This is a genomic window from Schaalia sp. HMT-172, assembly GCF_030644365.1.
Taxonomy (GTDB): Bacteria; Actinomycetota; Actinomycetes; order Actinomycetales; family Actinomycetaceae; genus Pauljensenia.
Window position 1 is genome coordinate 1610348 of the sequence record NZ_CP130058.1, and the last position, 17790, is coordinate 1628137.

16 protein-coding genes are annotated in these 17790 nt (G+C 67.4%); all 16 read right to left on the minus strand.

The annotated features are described in order from the left end of the window. Nucleotides 1-7 precede the first annotated feature (7 nt). The 16 genes from QU663_RS06750 to dinB all read right to left on the minus strand — a co-directional run bounded on the left by QU663_RS06750 (nt 8) and on the right by dinB (nt 17746). Complete coding sequence (locus QU663_RS06750) at nt 8-472, minus strand: cell division protein SepF (protein WP_034482097.1); 465 nt, start codon at nt 470-472, stop codon at nt 8-10. 176 nt (nt 473-648) lie between these two features. Next, nucleotides 649-1407 carry a laccase domain-containing protein gene (locus tag QU663_RS06755; RefSeq protein WP_021612589.1) on the minus strand — a complete coding sequence of 253 codons (759 nt, stop codon included), beginning with the start codon at nt 1405-1407 and terminating at the stop codon, nt 649-651. After that, on the minus strand, nt 1407-2660 hold the full coding sequence (gene ftsZ / locus QU663_RS06760) for a cell division protein FtsZ (protein WP_021612588.1): 1254 nt from the start codon (nt 2658-2660) through the stop codon (nt 1407-1409). Before ftsZ ends, QU663_RS06755 begins: the two co-directional genes overlap by 1 nt. A 127-nt stretch (nt 2661-2787) precedes the next feature. Beyond that, entirely contained in the window at nt 2788-3837 is a 1050-nt protein-coding gene (locus QU663_RS06765) for a cell division protein FtsQ/DivIB (protein WP_198010235.1), read from the minus strand. Then, nucleotides 3834-5225, minus strand: a complete 1392-nt coding sequence (murC, locus tag QU663_RS06770; RefSeq protein ID WP_021612586.1) for a UDP-N-acetylmuramate--L-alanine ligase — start codon at nt 5223-5225, stop codon at nt 3834-3836. Before murC ends, QU663_RS06765 begins: the two co-directional genes overlap by 4 nt. Continuing rightward, nucleotides 5218-6342 carry an undecaprenyldiphospho-muramoylpentapeptide beta-N-acetylglucosaminyltransferase gene (gene murG, locus QU663_RS06775; RefSeq protein ID WP_009056621.1) on the minus strand — a complete coding sequence of 375 codons (1125 nt, stop codon included), beginning with the start codon at nt 6340-6342 and terminating at the stop codon, nt 5218-5220. The genes murC and murG overlap by 8 nt, the downstream gene beginning before the upstream one ends. Nucleotides 6343-6377: 35 nt before the next feature. Further along, nucleotides 6378-7634, minus strand: a complete 1257-nt coding sequence (locus QU663_RS06780) for an FtsW/RodA/SpoVE family cell cycle protein (RefSeq protein ID WP_021612585.1) — start codon at nt 7632-7634, stop codon at nt 6378-6380. Beyond that, nucleotides 7621-9066 carry a UDP-N-acetylmuramoyl-L-alanine--D-glutamate ligase gene (gene murD, locus QU663_RS06785; protein WP_021612584.1) on the minus strand — a complete coding sequence of 482 codons (1446 nt, stop codon included), beginning with the start codon at nt 9064-9066 and terminating at the stop codon, nt 7621-7623. The genes QU663_RS06780 and murD overlap by 14 nt, the downstream gene beginning before the upstream one ends. Beyond that, entirely contained in the window at nt 9063-10148 is a 1086-nt protein-coding gene (gene mraY, locus QU663_RS06790) for a phospho-N-acetylmuramoyl-pentapeptide-transferase (protein WP_021612583.1), read from the minus strand. The genes murD and mraY overlap by 4 nt, the downstream gene beginning before the upstream one ends. After that, nucleotides 10145-11542 carry a UDP-N-acetylmuramoyl-tripeptide--D-alanyl-D-alanine ligase gene (gene murF / locus QU663_RS06795; RefSeq protein ID WP_034482085.1) on the minus strand — a complete coding sequence of 466 codons (1398 nt, stop codon included), beginning with the start codon at nt 11540-11542 and terminating at the stop codon, nt 10145-10147. The genes mraY and murF overlap by 4 nt, the downstream gene beginning before the upstream one ends. Before the next feature lie 20 nt (nt 11543-11562). Beyond that, nucleotides 11563-13296, minus strand: coding sequence for a penicillin-binding protein 2 (locus QU663_RS06800; protein WP_021612581.1), 1734 nt, complete (start codon nt 13294-13296; stop codon nt 11563-11565). 17 nt (nt 13297-13313) lie between these two features. Then, nucleotides 13314-13706, minus strand: a complete 393-nt coding sequence (locus QU663_RS06805; RefSeq protein WP_009056622.1) for a membrane protein — start codon at nt 13704-13706, stop codon at nt 13314-13316. Continuing rightward, nucleotides 13703-14746: a 16S rRNA (cytosine(1402)-N(4))-methyltransferase RsmH gene (rsmH, locus tag QU663_RS06810; protein WP_021612580.1), complete on the minus strand. Its 1044-nt coding sequence runs from the start codon at nt 14744-14746 to the stop codon at nt 13703-13705. The genes QU663_RS06805 and rsmH overlap by 4 nt, the downstream gene beginning before the upstream one ends. 119 nt (nt 14747-14865) lie before the next feature. Further along, entirely contained in the window at nt 14866-15297 is a 432-nt protein-coding gene (gene mraZ, locus QU663_RS06815) for a division/cell wall cluster transcriptional repressor MraZ (protein WP_009056606.1), read from the minus strand. A 629-nt stretch (nt 15298-15926) separates the two neighbouring features. After that, on the minus strand, nt 15927-16346 hold the full coding sequence (locus QU663_RS06820; protein ID WP_021612579.1) for a DUF3040 domain-containing protein: 420 nt from the start codon (nt 16344-16346) through the stop codon (nt 15927-15929). Between the two features lie 68 nt (nt 16347-16414). Then, nucleotides 16415-17746, minus strand: coding sequence for a DNA polymerase IV (dinB, locus tag QU663_RS06825; RefSeq protein WP_021612578.1), 1332 nt, complete (start codon nt 17744-17746; stop codon nt 16415-16417). Nucleotides 17747-17790 lie beyond the last annotated feature (44 nt).

Consider the following 17790-nt stretch of genomic DNA (forward strand, 5'->3'; position numbering starts at 1 on the left):
ACGGGGCTCAGCCCTGGTTATAGAGGGAACCGCGACGCGCCGAGGAGGAGTTATCGCCGGTGACCTCGACAGAGGCCGGAGACAGCAGGAACACGCGCGCCGTCACGCGCTCGATGACGCCGCGTAGGCCGAAGGTCAGGCCGGCGGCGAAGTCAACGAGGCGACGCGCCTCCTCCTCAGCCATGTCTGTGAGATTGATGATGACGGGGGTCCCATCGCGGAAAGCCTCGCCGATGGTCACGGCGTCGGAGTAAGCGGTGGGATGAATCGTCACGATGCGCGTGAGATCCTCGGAGGGCTCCTCGCGACGGATGGCGGTCAGCGTCGGACGGGATACGGGAGTGATATCGGCCACAGGTGCTACCTCTTCCACCTCGTCGAACTCTTGGAAGTCTTCAAACTCATCGATGGGCTCCTCCTGGGAGTACCAGCCCATGAACTTACGTGCGCGCGCACCGAACGAATCGCTCATCATTCCTCCTTTTGGCGATGCATAGCCACAAGCTACAGGCGCTTGACGGCGAGGAGGCGCAGCGGCGTCGGCGCGTCGCAAGGAACGGGCCGACGAGGCGCATCACGGGGTGTTTCACGCGCACAAAACCAACCGAGGCGACGGTTTGCCGCCGTGGGCTGGGCACCCGCTTTCGCTTACGCAGGCACAATAATGAGCGCTTGACGCCCGCACGCAGGATCGGCGCGATAGGAGAAGAGATCACCATCTTCGAGCGTGCACCGCGGATCAATCTCCACGCACACACCGGCATCGGCCAAAAGAGCCGCCGCGGCCCGCGGCAGGTCAAGGGAGGGGGTCCCCCACGACGTCACAGCACCGATTCCCGGCACAACGGCCTCGCTCTCGCGAACCATCTGCGCAGGAACCTCGTAGCAGCTGCCGCAGATCGCTGGACCAATCAGAGCGTCAATAGGCCCATCGGCGAGCTCGCGGATCGCGTCGACGGCGCGGGTAAGGATACCGCCAAGGAGGCCGCGACGGCCCGCATGGACCGCCGCAACGACGCGACCGCCGTCGGCCGCCAAAACGACGGGCAGGCAGTCGGCCGTCTGGACGGCGAGGCCAGGCGCCCCGACCCACCCACGCGCATCGATGACGATGCCGTCGGCCCCAACAGGACCCCACTCCCCCGGCGCAGGGGCTTCAAGGTTCGACGAGGCTCCCGCCAACCTCGGCGCCCCCTCGACGCACGCCAGGGCCTCGACACGCGTCGAATGCGTCTGGTCCATCCAGACGATGTCGCGGCCGATCAGATGCGCCAGGGCCTCGCGGCGCCGGCGAACGAGCCCCGGATCGTCACCCACATGCAGGCCCACATTGCCCGCAAGCGGGCCGGTGCCCGGGTCGACCTCAGTCAGGTAGATCCGGGCACCGGCCAGAAGCGATGGTGTCATCAGCGCAGGAAGGGAGGGATATCCAGCTCTTCCTTCTCAGGTGCCTCGGGATAGACGCGAGGAACCTCGAAGGAGTGCTCGGACTCAGACTCCTCGTACTCGACGGCTGCGGGCGTCTCGACGGCGGCAGGAGCGGCCTCACGGACCGGTGCGGCGACGTCCAGGCGATGCTGGGGGCGACGCGTCGAAACCTGGCTGATGCGGGTCGTCTCCGCAGCTGGAGCCTTGGCCTCGGGGGCCGCGGGGCGCTTCTGCGCGACGGGAGCAGAGACGCGCGACACCGCAGGACGCGCCGGGGTCGCCTCGGCCACATCGTCAAAGCCAGCGGCGATGACTGTGACGCGAATCTCGTCACCCAGGGTGTCGTCAACAACGACGCCGAAGATGATGTTCGCCTCGGGATGGACGGCCTCGCGCACGAGCTGCGAGGACGCGAAGACCTCCTGCAGGCTGACATCGGAGCCACCCTGGAAGAACATGAGGACGCCGTGGGCACCGTCGATCGAGGCCTCGAGCAGCGGGGAGGAAATAGCGCTCTCGACCGCGCGCAGGGCGCGATCCTCGCCCGTGGCAGCACCGATACCCATGAGGGCGGAACCGGCGTCCTTCATGACGGACTTGACGTCGTTGAAGTCGACATTGATCAGGCCCGGGGTGGTGATCAGCTCGGTGATGCCCTGGACACCGGAGAGCAGCACCTGGTCGGCGGCGCGGAAGGCGTCGAGCACTGAGATGGAGACGTCGGAAATCTCCAGAAGACGATCGTTAGGGATGACGATGAGGGTGTCGACCTCTTCGCGCAGCGTGGTCACGCCACCCTCGGCCTGCGCCGCGCGGCGGTTCCCCTCAAAGGAGAAGGGGCGGGTCACGACGCCAACCGTCAGCGCGCCAGCCTCGCGGGCGACGCGAGCGACGACGGGGGCCGCGCCGGTTCCGGTGCCACCGCCCTCACCGGCAGTCACGAAGACCATGTCCGCGCCCTCAAGCGCGGCGGCGATCTCCTCGATGTGATCCTCCGCAGCCTTGCGGCCGACGGCGGGATCTGCGCCGGCCCCCAGGCCGTGCGTCAGTTCACGACCGATATCAAGCTTCGTCTCAGCATCGGACATGAGCAGAGCCTGCGCGTCAGTATTGACCGCGATGAACTCAACGCCCTTGAGGCCGACCTCGATCATTCGGTTCACGGCGTTCACTCCGCCGCCGCCGACGCCGACGACCTTGATCACTGCCAGGTGGTTTTGCGGTGTCGCCATGGATGTCTCCCTTGCATCAGACCCTCAACCTCTAGTTGAAGGTTGATGTTGAACGTGCTTCGTGTCGGAAAGAAATTAGGGGTCCGCGCGCGATCGTTCAAGCCAACACGCGGACAAAGAAGAAGACTTAACTGGTCACAGGGTGATTCGGAGACGACACGTCGTATGTGCTCGCCTGGACATTCGCCAACAACGTGGCCAGCACCCGCGCCTTTTGAGGCGCGTCGGCGTTGGTCCCCCACTTGACACTCTGGCCCCCGCGCAGCGTGAAAGTCACCTGCGTCCCGGTTGCGGTGATCGCCGAGACCTGGGAGCGAGTCGACTCATCGAGCGCACCGAGAACAGAAGCGACATCGGAGGCCCCCGTCGTCCGATCATCCGGCAGCGTCACGAGCGGATAGGTACCCGCGCCACTGAGCTGCTGGAACGCCACACCCTGATCGTCCACCAGCCAATAGCCGCCCGAGGCAGCCTCGACGGCCATGCCCGTGCGCATCGTGACCGAGACCGTCAGGCTCGTCGGCCAGCGGCGAGACACCGACGCCGACTTCACGGCGACGTTCGATTCGACGGCGCGCGCGACCTCCTGCGTGTTCAGGCGCGTCAGCGGCACCCCCTCGAACGCGGCCACCGAGGAACGCACCGACTCGTCAGTTGCAAGCGTCCCATCCTCGCCAGATACCTGAATGGCGGACGTCGACAGGGCGAACAGGGGCGAGAAAAACGCCACCCACGCGGCACCACCCACGATCGCCACCGTCAACACGGCAATCGCCACGCGACGAAGAAGGAGCATGCGTCGCGCACGCGCGCGCTCGCGCAGCCGATCCCCCAGGTCCGTCGTCTCCTCGCCGCCCAACAGCGCGGCGGCATCCGCGGCCGCGATCGGAGTCGCCACGGTTCCTCGCGCGCTCCGACGCACAACCGCGGACGAGGCCTCCTCGCCGCCCTCACCGCGCGCCTGTCGATCCGAGCGCGCCTCGCGCGAGCCACGCTCGCGCGAGCGAGGCGAGGACCGGCGCTGAGAAGCCTCACCGCGCGCCTGGTCACCCTCCGAAGACAACCCCTGTCCCGACGAGGCTTCCACGGCCTCGTCGGACACCTTCCCGGACGCGTTCGACGCCGCTCGGGACCGGTCGTGGCGTCCGCCCGGACGCCTCGGGGAGGGAGGCCTCATGCCTCCATCCGCTTCCACTCTTCCAGGACGTCATCCCCGCAGCGCGTGATCGAACCCGCGCCCATCGTGACACAAACGCCACCCTCGGGGGTCACAGACGCCGCCAGGCGCGCTGCCTCGTGCATGTCCTCCACGTAGGAGGCGCCGGGAACGCGCGACGAAATCAGCGTCGAATCCACGCCCGGCTCCGGATCCTCGCGGGCGCCGTAGATCCCCGCCAGGACGACGTGGTCCGCGCCGGCTAGAGCGTGCGCGAAACGCTCGGCAAAGATGCGGGTGCGCGAGTACAGGTGCGGCTGGAAAACGACCGTCACCGGCGCCCCATCGGCGACGACGCGAGCCTCTCGGATCGCTGCCTCCACCTCCGTCGGGTGATGCGCATAATCGTCGAACAGCCGGCGGCTGCCCACCTGGCCACGCGCCTCGAAGCGACGCGCCGCCCCCGTGAAGCGACCCAACCCATCCGCGACGGCCTGCGGTTCCAGTCCGCACTCGATGCCCGCCACCCAGGCCCCCGCCGCGTTCAGTACATTGTGTTCACCGGGCACGGACATGACCAGCTCGGCATGACGCTCCCCCCACGCCAGGCGCGCCGTTGCCCCATGTGCCTTCACCTGCACATCGGAAATCTCGACATCCACCTCGCACAGCGAGCGCTCCGGGCGCCCGTAGGTCACGACCCGCAAACCCTGCGCGCGCGCCGCGGCGGCCAGGCGCACAGCGCCCTCATCCTCCCCGCACGTCACCAGCAGCCCGCCGGGCACCAAGCGCCTGGCAAACTCAACGAAAATATGTTCGAACTCCTCGCGCGAATGGTAGCGATCCAGATGATCGGGCTCCACGTTTGTCACGATCTCAATAGCCGGGGAATAGTTCAGGAACGAGCCATCCGACTCGTCGGCCTCGGCGACGAAGACGTCTCCGCCGCCCAGGTGCGCGCCCGTGCCCAGCTGGGGCAGCACGCCGCCCACAGCCACCGACGGGTCCAGCCCGCACGCCGCCAACGCGATCGCCAGCATGCCCGAGGTCGAGGTCTTACCGTGCGCCCCGGCCACGCCCACGAAACGCATACCCGTCGCCGCCAGAGCCAGCGCCTGGGAGCGGTGAATCACCAGCTGACCGCGCGTCCGTGCGATCGCCAGCTCCGGGTTGTCCTCGCGGATCGCCGTCGACACCACAACCACCGATGCCGGGTCCACATGCGAGGCCTCGTGCCCAACAAAGACGCGCACCCCGACGGAGCGCAGGTGCTCGAGCACGGCGGAGTCCTCGCGGTCCGACCCCTCCACGGTCGCGCCACGCGAGGCCAACAGCTCCGCGACAACGCTCATGCCGGCACCACCGATGCCAATCAGATGGAAACGATCCTCAAGCGTCGGCTCACTCATGGCCGCCCTCCTTCACCTGCGCCAAAGCCAGATCAGCCAGTGCGCGGGCCGCTCCCGCACGCCCCAGCGACTGCGACGCAGCCGCCATATCCGCCAGACGCGTCGACCCCAGCAACGGGAACACGTTGCGGCGCACGAACTCGGCGGTAAAGTCCTTGTCGTCGATCAGCTGCGCGCCACCGGCGGCGACATGATCGGCCGCGTTCAGGCGCTGCTCGCCGTTGCCGATCGGCAGAGGCACGTAGATGCACGGCAAGCCCAGGGCCTCCATCTCGGCGACCGTTCCAGCACCCGAGCGACACACGACGAGATCCGCGACGGCCAGCGCGTCCTCCATCGTCGTCAGGTAATCAATGACGTGCCAGCGATCCGCCAGACCGGCGGCCTCGACGGCCTCCCTCACCGGCTCGTCCTTGCCGCGGCCCGTCAGGTGCACGACCTGGGCGCCCTCGGGCAGCGCATCCGCCGCGCCCGTCATCGACTCGTTGACGTGCAAGGCCCCCAGGGATCCGCCCGTCACCAGCAGCGTCGGGGCGTCGCCGTCCACGCCCAGGCGCTCGGCTGCCTCGCGGCGCGCCAGCTTGGCCCCCTCCGCGTCCGCGCGACGGCTCGCCAGATCCGCGATCGCCGCCCGCAGGGGCAGACCGGTCACGACCGTCTCCCCGCTCTTTGCCGCCAGCGGCGACGAGGGGAACGTCAAAGCAACGACGGCGGCGTGGCGCGCACCCACCTTATTGGCCAAGCCCGGGCGAGCGTTCTGCTCGTGGATGACGATCGGCACACCCGCGCGCGATGCTGCGATGTAGGCCGGAGTCGAGACGTAGCCGCCGAAACCCACGAGTACATCGGCACCCTGCAGAGCCTGCGCGCAACGCTTCACCGCATCCGCGAAGCGAGAGGGCAACGTAAAAAACGCCAGAGAGGGACGCCTCGGCAGAGGAACACGAGGAATCTCCACCAGCGGGAAACCCGCGGCGGGAACCAAATCGGCCTCAAGACCAGCCTTCGTCCCCAACACGACCACCTCGGCGCCGCTCTCGCGCAGCTGCGCGGCCGTCGCCAAAAGAGGATTCACGTGGCCGGCGGTCCCGCCGCCAGCCATCACAACCTTGACCATAAGCGTCTCCTTAACGCGAGTGCCTGACCTTCAGTTTAGCGAGCGGAGCGCCTGCGGGGCGCCACCCGCGGGTCCCGACCAGCCGAGGCCTCGTCCGGCCTCCCAATCATCCGCATCCCCGCACGCGCACGCGCGAAGGACGCCACGACCGCCACCGACGTGATCGTGAACAGGAACGACGAGCCGCCGTAAGACACGAGCGGCAAGGGCACGCCGATAACCGGGCCAACGCCGGTCACCGACAGCACGTTAATGACCGTCTGCACACCGATCCACGTGCCCACACCCGACGCGGCGATAATGACGAAAAGATCCGAGGACTCACGCGCCACGCGGAACATGCCCCACACGAGCAGCCCCAAGCACAGGAGCACCGCGAAAGTGCCAAGCAAACCGAACTCCTCGCCGACGATCGCGAAAATGAAGTCCGTGTGCGCGGCCTGCAAGTAGTTCCACTTCTCACGCGACGCGCCCGGCCCCAGGCCCGTGAGCCCACCCGAGCCCAGCGCCCACAGCGAGTGGTCGATCTGCTCCGGCGCGGACTCATCCGGCCCCTTCGAGGTGCCCGGCAGAACCGCCAGGATGCGCCGGATACGCGTCGGATTCGACAACACGAGCAGCACCAAAGTCGGCACCGCAACCATGACAAGCCCGCCGAACCAGCGCTTGGGCAGGCCCGCAACCCACACGGCTCCGAGCGCACCCATCGCAACAACCATCGCCGTGCCCATGTCGCGCCCCAACATGACCGCTCCGAGAGCCACCAGGACCGGCAGGCCCACCGCAACACTCATCGTCTTAATATCGGAACGCTTCGCGGCCGACTTGGAGACCATGAATGCCAAAAACACGACGAGCGCGAGCTTCAAGAACTCCGACGGCTGGGCCATCACCGGGCCGAGCTTCACCCAGTTCGCGTTGCCGCCCTCCGAGCGGCCCAGGGGGCTCAGAACCAGCGACTGGAACGCAAGCGCCCCGATGAACATGGGTGCCGCCAGGCGCATCAGCCACCGCTGGGGCACCAGCTGCACGCCGGTCGCGATTAACAGCGAGACGAGGATGATCGCCAGCGGGCGCGCATACGCCGTATAGGGGTTCTCCCCCTGGGCAATCGACGTGACTGTCTGAGCGGAAAAGCCCATGACCAAGCCAAACAGAGACAGCATGAGAGCCGGGATCACGACCAGGTAATAGGTCGTCACCGGGTTGTCTTCACGCTCACGCCCCGACCCGAAGCGAATCCGGGGCAGGGTCACGGTCGGGATATGCCAGCCGCGCTTATTCGTCGCCACCGGCGCTCCCCCACCCGGCAGCCAGGCGGTGCACAGCCTCGGCGAACACGTCGCCGCGCTGGCCGTAGTTGTCGAACTGGTCCCAAGACGCGCACGCCGGGGCGAGCACGACGGTGTCACCCGGACGCGACAGGGCCACGGCCTCGTTGACGACCGAGAACATCCAGTCCTGGTGGCCATCGACCTCGACGACGGGCACCCCGGGCGCGCCGCTCGCCAGGGCCGCCACGAGGGCCCGACGATCCGCGCCGATGACGACGACGCCGCGCAGGACCGGCTCAACCTGGCTGATAAGCTCCGTGAAGTCCTGCCCCTTGGCGTCACCGCCGACGATCCAGATCGCGCTGCGCGGGGGCAGCCCCGACAGGGAGGCTCGGGCCGCGTGCGCGTTGGTTGCCTTCGAGTCGTCGATCCAGGTCAGGTCCGCGGCGCGGGCGACGACGGCGCGTCGGTGCCCGGCGGGACGGAAGGAACGAAGACCCGCCTCCACGGCCTCAGGCTCCACGCCGTAGGCGCGCGCCAGCGCGGCGGCGGCCAGCGCGTCGGAGAGAACGGCGGGCGAGGGGTGGGGGCCGAACGCCTCAGACAGGTCAGAAACGTGGGCGAGGGCCAGGGCGTGGCGCGCCCGATCATCGACGAAAGCGCGATCCACCAGCAGTCCCTCAACAATGCCGAACTGCGAGACGCTCGGCGCCCCGAGCGTCAGGCCGATAGCCCGTGCACCCTCCACGACGTCCGCGTTCTCCACCATGGCCTCGACGCGCCGGTCGGCAGCCGGGTACACGCAGGCGCGCACCGTGTTCTCGTAGACGCGCGCCTTATCGGCCGCGTAGGCCTCCACGCTGCCGTGCCAGTCCAGGTGATCCGCGTCCACGTTCAGGCACACGGAGGCGAGCGGACGCACCGTGCGCGCCGTGTGCAGCTGGAAGCTGGAAAGCTCAACCGCGAACACCTCGGCGTCAGAGTCGATCGCGCGCGTGATCGGCGTACCGATGTTGCCCACCTCTTCGGCTTTGACGCCCGAAGCGCGCAGGATCTGCCCGAGCATACCGACGGTCGTGGTCTTGCCATTCGTTCCGGTCACCGTCAGCCACGGGCGCCCCGCGTGGGGGCCTTCCTCCTGGAGGCGCCAGGCGAGCTCCACCTCACCCCACAGGTCAATGCCCGCCTGCTCGCACGCGGAGAAGATCGGGTGATGCGCGGGGATCCCCGGAGAGACAACGACGAGGTCGGGGCGGGCGTCGATCACCGCGGCCGACAGTGCGTTCGCGTCCTCCTCGACGTGGACGGGCACGCCCGCGACGTCGTCGAAGGAAAGAGAGTCGGTGGCCCGCGACGCGTAGGCGCGAACACTCCAGTCGCGGGCAAGCAAGGCGCCCGCGGCTCCCTGGCCGGACTTACCCCAACCGATGACGGCAGCGCTGCGGTTCATCGCGCGTACACCCACTCCGCGTAGAAGACGCCCGCTCCAGCGACCGCGACGATAGCGGCGATCAACCAGAAGCGGATGACGATCGTGACTTCCTTCCAGCCCAACAGCTCGAAGTGATGATGCAGCGGAGCCATGCGGAAGACTCGCTTGCCCGTCGCCTTGAACACGCTGATCTGGATCACGTCGGAGAGGACAACCGCGACGAAGAGGCCACCAACGATGATCGCGAGCAGCTGGGTCTGGGTGAGGATAGACAGGCCGGCGACGGCACCACCCAGGGCGAGCGCGCCGGTGTCACCCATGAAGATCTGGGCGGGCGACGCGTTCCACCACAGGAAGCCCGCCAGGGCGCCGATGAGGGCGGCACAGAAAATCGCCAGGTCAAGCGGGTCGCGGGTCGAGTAGCAATTCGCCGGGTTAGCCCCCAGCTGCGTGCAGGACTGAATACGCTGGAAGTAGGCGATGAACGTGTATGCGCCGAAGACGAAGATGGACACGCCCGTCGCCAGGCCGTCCAGGCCGTCCGTCAGGTTGGTTGCGTTCGACCAGGCCGTCACGATGAGGTTCGTCCAGATAAGGTACAGGATGACACCGAGAGCGAGCCCCGCGAAGCCGAGCGTCACCGCGGTCGGACGCGCGAAGGAGATCGCAAGCGTTCCGGGGTACTCACCGTATTCGTTCGGCAAGATGAGGGTGCCCAGCGCGAAAGCGGAGGCAATCAGCACCTGGCCGATAATCTTGCCCGACGGATGCAGGCCCAGAGAACGCTGCCTCATAATTTTAATGCCGTCATCGAGCAGGCCGATAACGCCGAGCCCCGCGAACAGGAAAACCAGGAGAAGACCCGACCACGAGGGACCAGCCCCCGCGACGAAGGAGCCGATCAGCCAGGCGACAATGGTCGCCAGGATGATGACGACGCCACCCATCGTGGGGGTTCCGCGCTTCGTCAGGTGCTGAGTCGGCCCATCCTGACGGATGAACTGACCGTACTGGTGCAGCACCAGAAAACGGATGAGCAGCGGTGTGCCCATCACGGACAGCGCCATCGCGATGATGAACGCAGCGATAAGACCAATCACCGGGTCATTCCCTTCTCCCGCAGGATGTCAGCCACCTGCCACGAATGTGAACCAAAGGAACCCTTCACCAGGACGACTGCTCCGTCGCCGGCGAATTGAAGAGCCAAGCGGGCGGCGTCGGAAGGATCCGACGCGACCTCGCGGTGGGGTACACCGCTGGCTCCCTCGAGATAGTAGTGAGCGTTCGCGCCCAGGCCGACGAGCACGTCCACGCCTGCCTCCTCGATCATCTCGCCGACCTGCTCGTGCAGCGACCGGGAGTCCTCCCCCAGTTCGAGCATCTCTCCGAGGACGGCGACCGTTGGCCTGCCTTGACCGATCGACGCCAGCGCGGCGATACCCGCGCGCATCGAGTCAAGGTTCGCGTTGTAGGAGTCGTCAATAAGCGTGAGCTCCCGGCCCCCTACGACGAGCTCGTGAACGTCCATCCGGTGGGGGCTGAGCGCGCGAGCACTGGACAGGACCCGCGCGACAGTCGCCAGATCGACGCCCAGGGTGAGAGCACCCGCGGCGGCGGCCAGCGCGTTCGCGACGTGGTGACGGCCGACGATTTTCAGGGAAATATCCGCGCTGCCCGCAGACGTGACGAGCGTGAAATGCGCGCGGTCCGCGGCGTCGACGCTCACGTCCAGCGCGCGCACGTCGGCAAGCGGGTTGCCCGACGCGGAGAATCGGATGACCTTGCCGCTGGCCAGGGGCGCCATCGCCTCGACATTGGGATCGTCCATGTTGAGGATAACGGGACCTCCCGGGCGGGTCCCCTTAATCAGCTCGGCCTTCGCCCGCGCGACGCCCTCAAAGCCGCCGAAACCGCCCACGTGGGCGTGGCCCACGCACAGCTCAATGGCCACGTCGGGGGCGACGATATTTGTCAGGTAGGTGATGTGGCCGGGGCCGGAGGCCCCCATCTCGAGCACCAGGTGGCGCGTGGACTCGTCCGCCAGCAGAGCCGTCAGGGGCAGCCCGACCTCGTTGTTGAAGGAGAGCTTGGGCGCCACTGTCGGACCATCCGCGCTCATGATCTGGAAGAGCAGGTCCTTCGTCGTCGTCTTGCCCACGGACCCCGTCATCGCGATGACATCCAGCGTCCCGCGGCCACGCAGTGCCTCGACGTGCGCACGCGCGAGAGCACCCAGCGCCTCCGTCGAATCCGTCACGACGATCTGCGCCACGGCCTCGTCGACCTCATGCTCCACGATCACCGCGACCGCGCCGCGCGTGGCCGCGCCCGCCACGAAGGCGTGCCCGTCGGCACTCTCGCCGCGCCGCGCGACGTACAGCGACCCCGCCTGCGCTTCACGAGAGTCGGTCACCACCGGTCCGGTCACAGTGACGTCGGCGCCCACGAGGCGACCAGAAACCGCGTCAGCGATCCATTGAGCTGATGTCTGCATGTTTCTCTTCTCCTTCAGACTCACGGAGTCGTCGGGTACAGATTAGCGGACCCAGAGGACGCCGGGATACCCAGGTTGCCCACCGCGGTACGCGCGACGTCGCCGAACAGCGGCGCCGACGAGTCGGATGAGACCGACGCCACTCTTGGATTGTAGAGAATCACGGCGATCGCCAGGCGCGGCGCGTCCACCGGAATGATGCCGGCCGTCGTCGAGACCAGACCCGAGGCCCCGTCGATGACCGTCTCCGCGGTGCCCGTCTTCACGCCCACTCGGTAGCCGGGAACCTTCGAGGCGCCCGCAGTACCCAGGTCGTCCTCGACGACGGACTCCATCATGGTCAGCAGCTGCGAGGCCGTACCCGCCTCCATGACCTGAACCGGCTGGGTCGCCTCGGGAACCTCGACCGTCCCGTCCGCGTTCGTCCACGACTTGACGATATGCGGGGAAATACGCACGCCGCCGTTCGCGATCGTCGCGAGCGCCGACGCCTCCTGAATCGCCGTGATCGCGTAGGCCTGGCCGAACATCGTCACGTAGCGGTCACGCCCCTGCCACTGGTCCGAACTACGCAGCAGACCCGCGGACTCGCCCGGCAGCTCGATGCCCGTCTCCTGACCGAAGCCAAACGCACGCATCATCGAATAGCGCTGGTCGTCCGTCATCGTCTGGCCGATCAGCACGGTGCCCGTGTTCGAGGACTCGGCCAGGATACCCGTCGCCGTCAGCGTCTCCCCGCCATGCTCGTGGAAGTCCGTGATCGGGCCCCCCGCATCGGGCAGATTGAGGGAATAAGGCACCTGGAAGACGCTCGTGGGGGTGATCGTCCCCTGGTTCAGAGCCGCGCCCACCGTGATGAGCTTGCCCACCGAGCCGGGCTCGAAGGTATCTTGCACGGCGTGCACCTTCTGCGGATTCGCGTTGTCCGGCTCCTTCGAGTTCGAGTCGGCCATGACCAACACGTGGCCCGTCGCGACGTCCTCGATGACTACCGCGCCCCAGTCAGCCTGGTGCTTGGCCACGCGGGCGTCTAACAGATCCTGCACCTGATGCTGCAGATCCGCATGCAGCGTCAGCTCCACGGAGCCGCCATTCTTCGGCTCCACCGTCGTACGCTTGCCGCCCGGCATGACGGCGCCGTTGGGAGCAATTTCGAAGGCCTGCGCTCCGGGCGTACCCGTGAGCAGCTGGTCGAACTGGGCCTCCATGCCCGAGGAGCCCTGCCCCTCAGCGTTCACCGTCCCAATGACGGGGGCGGCCACGTTTCCGTTCGGGTACTCGCGCTCGAAGACCGACTCCCACTCGATGCCGTAGATGTCGAGCTTACGGATCTCGCGGTAGGTGACCGCATCGACGTTGCGCTTGATGTAGACGTAGGTCGACTCACCCAGCATCATGCCGCCGAGGACCGCCTCATCCATGCCCAGCAGCGGGGCGAGCTGATGAGCGGCCTCAGCCGGGCCTCGCCCAACCTCATTCCCGTCGTCGTCGCGGTGCACGTAGGACCGAATGTTCACCTGGTTGACCGCGATGTCGTAGGTCTGAATTGAATTCGCCAGGACGACGCCCGTCGCATCGACGATCGAGCCGCGCGCGGCGGCCACCGACGTCGACGACGTGCGCACGCGCTGCCCCTGAGCAGCCAGGGATGGCCCCTCAATGATCTGGAGCTGGACCAGGCGCACGCCACACAGGCTCAGCGCCCCGATGATCAGAATCAGGATCCAGCGCGAGCGTGTGAAGACGGTATCCATAGGAATGACGCTCCGCGTTACTTGGCGGGGGTCCCGCCCTCAACGGTTCCCGTCTCGAGCGTGATGAAGCCCGAGGTACCAGCGGGGACCATGCCGTTGGCCTTCGCGGCCTTCTCGAGCTCCGCGGGCGAGGCCTTGCGGTCCAGTTCGGCGCGCATGGTCCACGACTGTGCTTCCAGCTCGTTGAGCGCCAGCTGCTGCTCGCGAATCTCGAAGGAAGTCTGAGCCATGCGGGTGTTGAGCACCATCGACGCGAGCACGGAGGCCAGGGCGACGGCGACGAGGAGCATGAGGATGGCCACGGCCGAGCGGCGCGGACGAGTCCCCTCGACGATACGAAGCTCGCGAACCTCCTCACGGCGCAGCTCAGGGCGGGCCGCAGGACGTGCCTTGGCAGTTGCTGCACTCATGAGAGATCCTTCCATTCGGCAATGAGTTCCGCTCCGCGCAGTCGCACGGAAGCTGATCGGGGGTTGTGGTCTTGTTCGGCTCGGTCGGCGCGATTCGCGCCCTTGGTGAGCAGTCTGAGGCTGGGGGCCATCTCGTCTGGGATGATCGGCAACCCGGGGGGCGCGGCGCTGGTAGAACCGCGGCGCAAGATGTCTTTGACTAGTCGGTCTTCGAGACTCTGGTACGACTCGACCACCAGGCGCCCTCCGACCCTCAGGCACGACAGGGCGCGCGGCAGGGCGCGCTCCAAGATGGTGAGCTCATCGTTGACGGCCACGCGCAGCGCCTGGAAGGTGCGTTTTGCGGGGTTGCCGCCGGTGCGGCGCGCCGGTGCGGGGATGGCCTCGCGGATGATGTCCACGAGTTCGCCCGTGCGCGTGATGGGGGCGTCGTCCCTACGGCGAATGATCAGTCGCGCGATGCGGGGCGCAAACTTCTCTTCGCCGTAGGTACGCAGGATCCGGATGAGCTCCCCCTCCGAGGCGGTGGCCAGGAGGTCAGCGGCGCTGCGTCCGGCGGTCGCGTCCATGCGCATGTCGAGCGGCGCGTCCTTCGAATAGGCGAAGCCCCGGTCAGCTTCGTCGAGCTGGAGGGAGGACACTCCCAGGTCCATGAGGACCCCGTCGATGCGCGCGCCGCGACCGCACTGCTCGGCCACGGCCTCGTCAATGCGATCGTAGGTCGTGTGGACCGCGCGGAAGCGGCTCCCGAATCGTTGGAGGCGAGCGGAGGCAAGCGCGATAGCCTGCGGGTCACGGTCGATACCGATAACGGTCAGCTCGTCGAAGCGCTCGAGCGCGCCCTCGGTGTGACCGCCCATCCCCAAGGTGGCGTCCACCAGGACGGCTCCGGGGGCGTCAATCGCGGGCGCGAGCATGTCGAGGCACTCGGCGAGGAGGACGGGGACGTGGCGCTCGGCAGCGGGGCGACCGAGGTCGACCTCGTCGGCCGAGCCCGCGGGGCGCGACGAATCGCGCACCGAGTCCAGTGCATGCGCCATGCCACACCTCCTTGTCGTTCGTCGCGACCGGTGTCCGACCCGTCCACCCAGGTCCCCCACCGTGCTCCGCCACCGGGGAAGTGATGTCGGAACAGCGGGCGGAGACCTCGGAGTACGGGTCAGAACATCCCGGGAATAATTTCTTCTGCTGTATTGGAGAAGACCTCTTCCTGGACGGCGAGATATTCGCGCCAGGCCGAGGCGTTCCAGATTTCGGCTCGCGAGCCCGCGCCGATGACAGCGAGCTCACGGTCCAGCCCCGCGTATGCGCGCAGGTCCGCGGGGACGCTGATACGCCCCTGCTTGTCCGGAATCTCCTTATAGGCCCCCGAGAGCATCACGCGGATCCAGTCGCGCGCCTGTTTGGAGGACAGGGGTGCGCGGCGAAGCTCTGCGGTCATGCTCTCGAATTCCGCGGCGGGGAAGGCGTACACGCAGTGCTCTTGGCCGCGAGTGAGGACGATCCCGCCCTCCATGTCCTCGCGAAAGCGCGCGGGCAGGAACATGCGTCCTTTGTCGTCGAGCTTGGGCTCGTACGTGCCGAGGAACATGTCACCGCCCTCCCCTGTTCGGAACTTTCCCCCACTTTAACCCACCAAGCCCCATATTTACAGAGAAACGTGCGGCGTGGCGCGCGATACTTATGGCATTTTTGGCATGTTTCCAATGAAAAATTGCCGTGGAGAAAAGTGGAGGAAATCTAGCACACAATCTGCGTGCGAGGAGGGCCATTCACAACCCGCCGGCGTCAATCCCGGGCCGCACACGTGAGATATTTCCTTGATATTCCGCGGATTATCAACGAGGCCGGGACGCGCTCGGGCGCCGCTCCCCCACCAGTGGAGGGCGGTGGGGAGGAGAGTGGGGAACCCCGTGGGGCACGGTGGGGCGCGCCGTGGGGAGGAGAGTGGGGAACCCCGTGGGGAGGAGAGTGGGGAGCGCCCGGGGCGGATGGGGGGTTTTGCACCATTAGAAGCATCGCTACGGCGTGTCGCCGGCGTGTCGCATCCCTATTGATGCAATTCCCCCCTCGCAACGGGGAGGAGAGTGGGGAACCCCGTGGGGCACGGTGGGGCGCGCCGTGGGAAGCGCGGCAGGGAGGCTAGATCGCCCCCCACAGACACCGAAGCGGGGGCGCGCCCACGCGCACCCCCGCCCCTCAACCCGGCAGTCGGTCAGGTCAGTCGTCGTTCTTCCGGTCGTCCCAGCGTCGTTCCTGATCCTGAATGAAAGAGTCCCAGCCGCCGCTTTCCTTGCTCTTCTTCCGCCTGGCGGCCTGCCCCGTCTCCTCCGAGGACGTCGCCCCCGGGCGGGACAGCGCGAACAGGACGCCGGCGACGGTCAGCGCGAAACCGACGACCCCGAGCAGGATCGACACGACCGAGTACCCCAAAGAGACGGCCGCGACCAGGACGACCATGCCCAAGACAGCTCCCCCAAAGCCGAGGGCGATGCGTCGAGGCACCCGCGGCCCGCTCGAGGGCTCGGACTCCTCCGCGGCAGCAGGAGCGGACATCTGTGAGGCCAGCGCGGGGTCCTCCTCGCGCAGGGACGCCTCCATCTGCTCCAGGACCTTCTTCTCATACTCGGTGAGAGCCATTGCGTGCCCCTTTCGGACGGTAACTGCTCACAAGCTTAGCGTGTGCCTTGCTCGGGAGACGAACCGGCTCACAGGAGCATCCCCTGCTCGCCGCGCGCATCACCGGCAGACCCGGCCGAGGCCTCGGACGAGTCGGACCTGCCCGAGGGGTGTCCGTCCTCCGCTCCAAAGGAACGCCTCCCCGGGACCTTCTTTCCCAAGAGGGTGGCCGGCGCCAGGGCCCCGGCACCGAACTTGGAGCGAATCTGATCCATCGCACGCTCGGAGGCTGCGGGGCGCTCGTCCCGGTCCAGTGTCACGGCCACGCCACCGGAACGCGACTGCAAGCCCTCCACGCGCACGCCGAAAAGCCTCACTCCCCCGATCGGCATGTCCTCGCGGGCAAACAAAGACTGGGCAGCGCGAGCGATGTCTCGCCCGGTGTCGGTGGGAGCGACCAGGCTCACGCTGCGTGTGATCGTGTGAAAATCGGCGCCTCGCATCTTGATCCCGACCGTCCATCCGACGACTCCCCCGGCGCGTAGCCTGCGCGCACAGTCGTGAGCGGCAGCCAGGATGAACTCCTCGATCAGCTCCCGCGAGCGCACGTCCTCCTCGAAGGTACGTTCCATGCCGACGGACTTCTCGGAGCGTGAGGCGGCGACCGGGCGTGGGTCGATGCCCCAGGCGAGGTCATGGAGATGGTGGGCGGCGGCGACGCCGAGCAGCTTGGACAGGCGCGCAACGGGGGCATGGGCGAGGTCACCGATCGTGTCAATACCCTCGCGGTCGAGGATGGCCCCAGTCCTGCCGCCGACTCCCCACAGTGCGCCGACGGGCAGGCCGTGCAAGAAGTCGACGGTGGCTGGTGCGGGGATGAGCAGGAGGCCGTCAGGCTTGGCATGCGAGGAGGCGATCTTAGCGACCGACTTGGTGGCGGCGATACCCACTGAGGCGGGCAAGCCCACGCTCTCTCGGATGCGGGCGCGGATGAGGCGGGCGATGCGGGTGGGAGTCCCCAGGCGGCGCCGGGCACCGGACACGTCGAGGAAGGCCTCGTCGATGGAGACCTGTTCGAGGTCGGGGGTCACGGTGGCGAGAATCTCCATGACCTGGCGGGAGTAGCGGCGGTACAGGGAGTGGCTGCCGGGGATGAACGCGGCCGTGGGGCACAGCGCGCGGGCGCGCGAGGTGGGCATGCCTGCGCGCACACCCAGGGCGCGCGCCTCGTAGGTCGCGGAGGTGACGACGCCGCGCCCGGAGGTGCCGCCCACGATGATGGGCCTGCCGACGAGCGAGGGGTCTTCGCGCATCTCGACCTGGGCGAAAAACGAGTCCATGTCCACGTGCAGGATCGGCGTGGCGGAGTCGTCCGATCCCCAGTCACGTTTCGCGCGCGCATCCCTGGGAGCGTTTGACATGTCACCTCCTGACTCCGATGTCTTGGTCCCACGGTTACAGTGTC

Bases quoted from the DNA above. Each gene is read 5' to 3' on its own strand.
- QU663_RS06750 (WP_034482097.1), bottom strand. From the start codon at position 472: ATGAGCGATTCGTTCGGTGCGCGCGCACGTAAGTTCATGGGCTGGTAC.
- QU663_RS06755 (WP_021612589.1), bottom strand. From the start codon at position 1,407: ATGACACCATCGCTTCTGGCCGGTGCCCGGATCTACCTGACTGAGGTC.
- ftsZ (WP_021612588.1), bottom strand. From the start codon at position 2,660: ATGGCGACACCGCAAAACCACCTGGCAGTGATCAAGGTCGTCGGCGTC.
- QU663_RS06765 (WP_198010235.1), bottom strand. From the start codon at position 3,837: ATGAGGCCTCCCTCCCCGAGGCGTCCGGGCGGACGCCACGACCGGTCC.
- murC (WP_021612586.1), bottom strand. From the start codon at position 5,225: ATGAGTGAGCCGACGCTTGAGGATCGTTTCCATCTGATTGGCATCGGT.
- murG (WP_009056621.1), bottom strand. From the start codon at position 6,342: ATGGTCAAGGTTGTGATGGCTGGCGGCGGGACCGCCGGCCACGTGAAT.
- murD (WP_021612584.1), bottom strand. From the start codon at position 9,066: ATGAACCGCAGCGCTGCCGTCATCGGTTGGGGTAAGTCCGGCCAGGGA.
- murF (WP_034482085.1), bottom strand. From the start codon at position 11,542: ATGCAGACATCAGCTCAATGGATCGCTGACGCGGTTTCTGGTCGCCTC.
- QU663_RS06800 (WP_021612581.1), bottom strand. From the start codon at position 13,296: ATGGATACCGTCTTCACACGCTCGCGCTGGATCCTGATTCTGATCATC.
- QU663_RS06805 (WP_009056622.1), bottom strand. From the start codon at position 13,706: ATGAGTGCAGCAACTGCCAAGGCACGTCCTGCGGCCCGCCCTGAGCTG.
- rsmH (WP_021612580.1), bottom strand. From the start codon at position 14,746: ATGGCGCATGCACTGGACTCGGTGCGCGATTCGTCGCGCCCCGCGGGC.
- mraZ (WP_009056606.1), bottom strand. From the start codon at position 15,297: ATGTTCCTCGGCACGTACGAGCCCAAGCTCGACGACAAAGGACGCATG.
- QU663_RS06820 (WP_021612579.1), bottom strand. From the start codon at position 16,346: ATGGCTCTCACCGAGTATGAGAAGAAGGTCCTGGAGCAGATGGAGGCG.
- dinB (WP_021612578.1), bottom strand. From the start codon at position 17,746: ATGTCAAACGCTCCCAGGGATGCGCGCGCGAAACGTGACTGGGGATCG.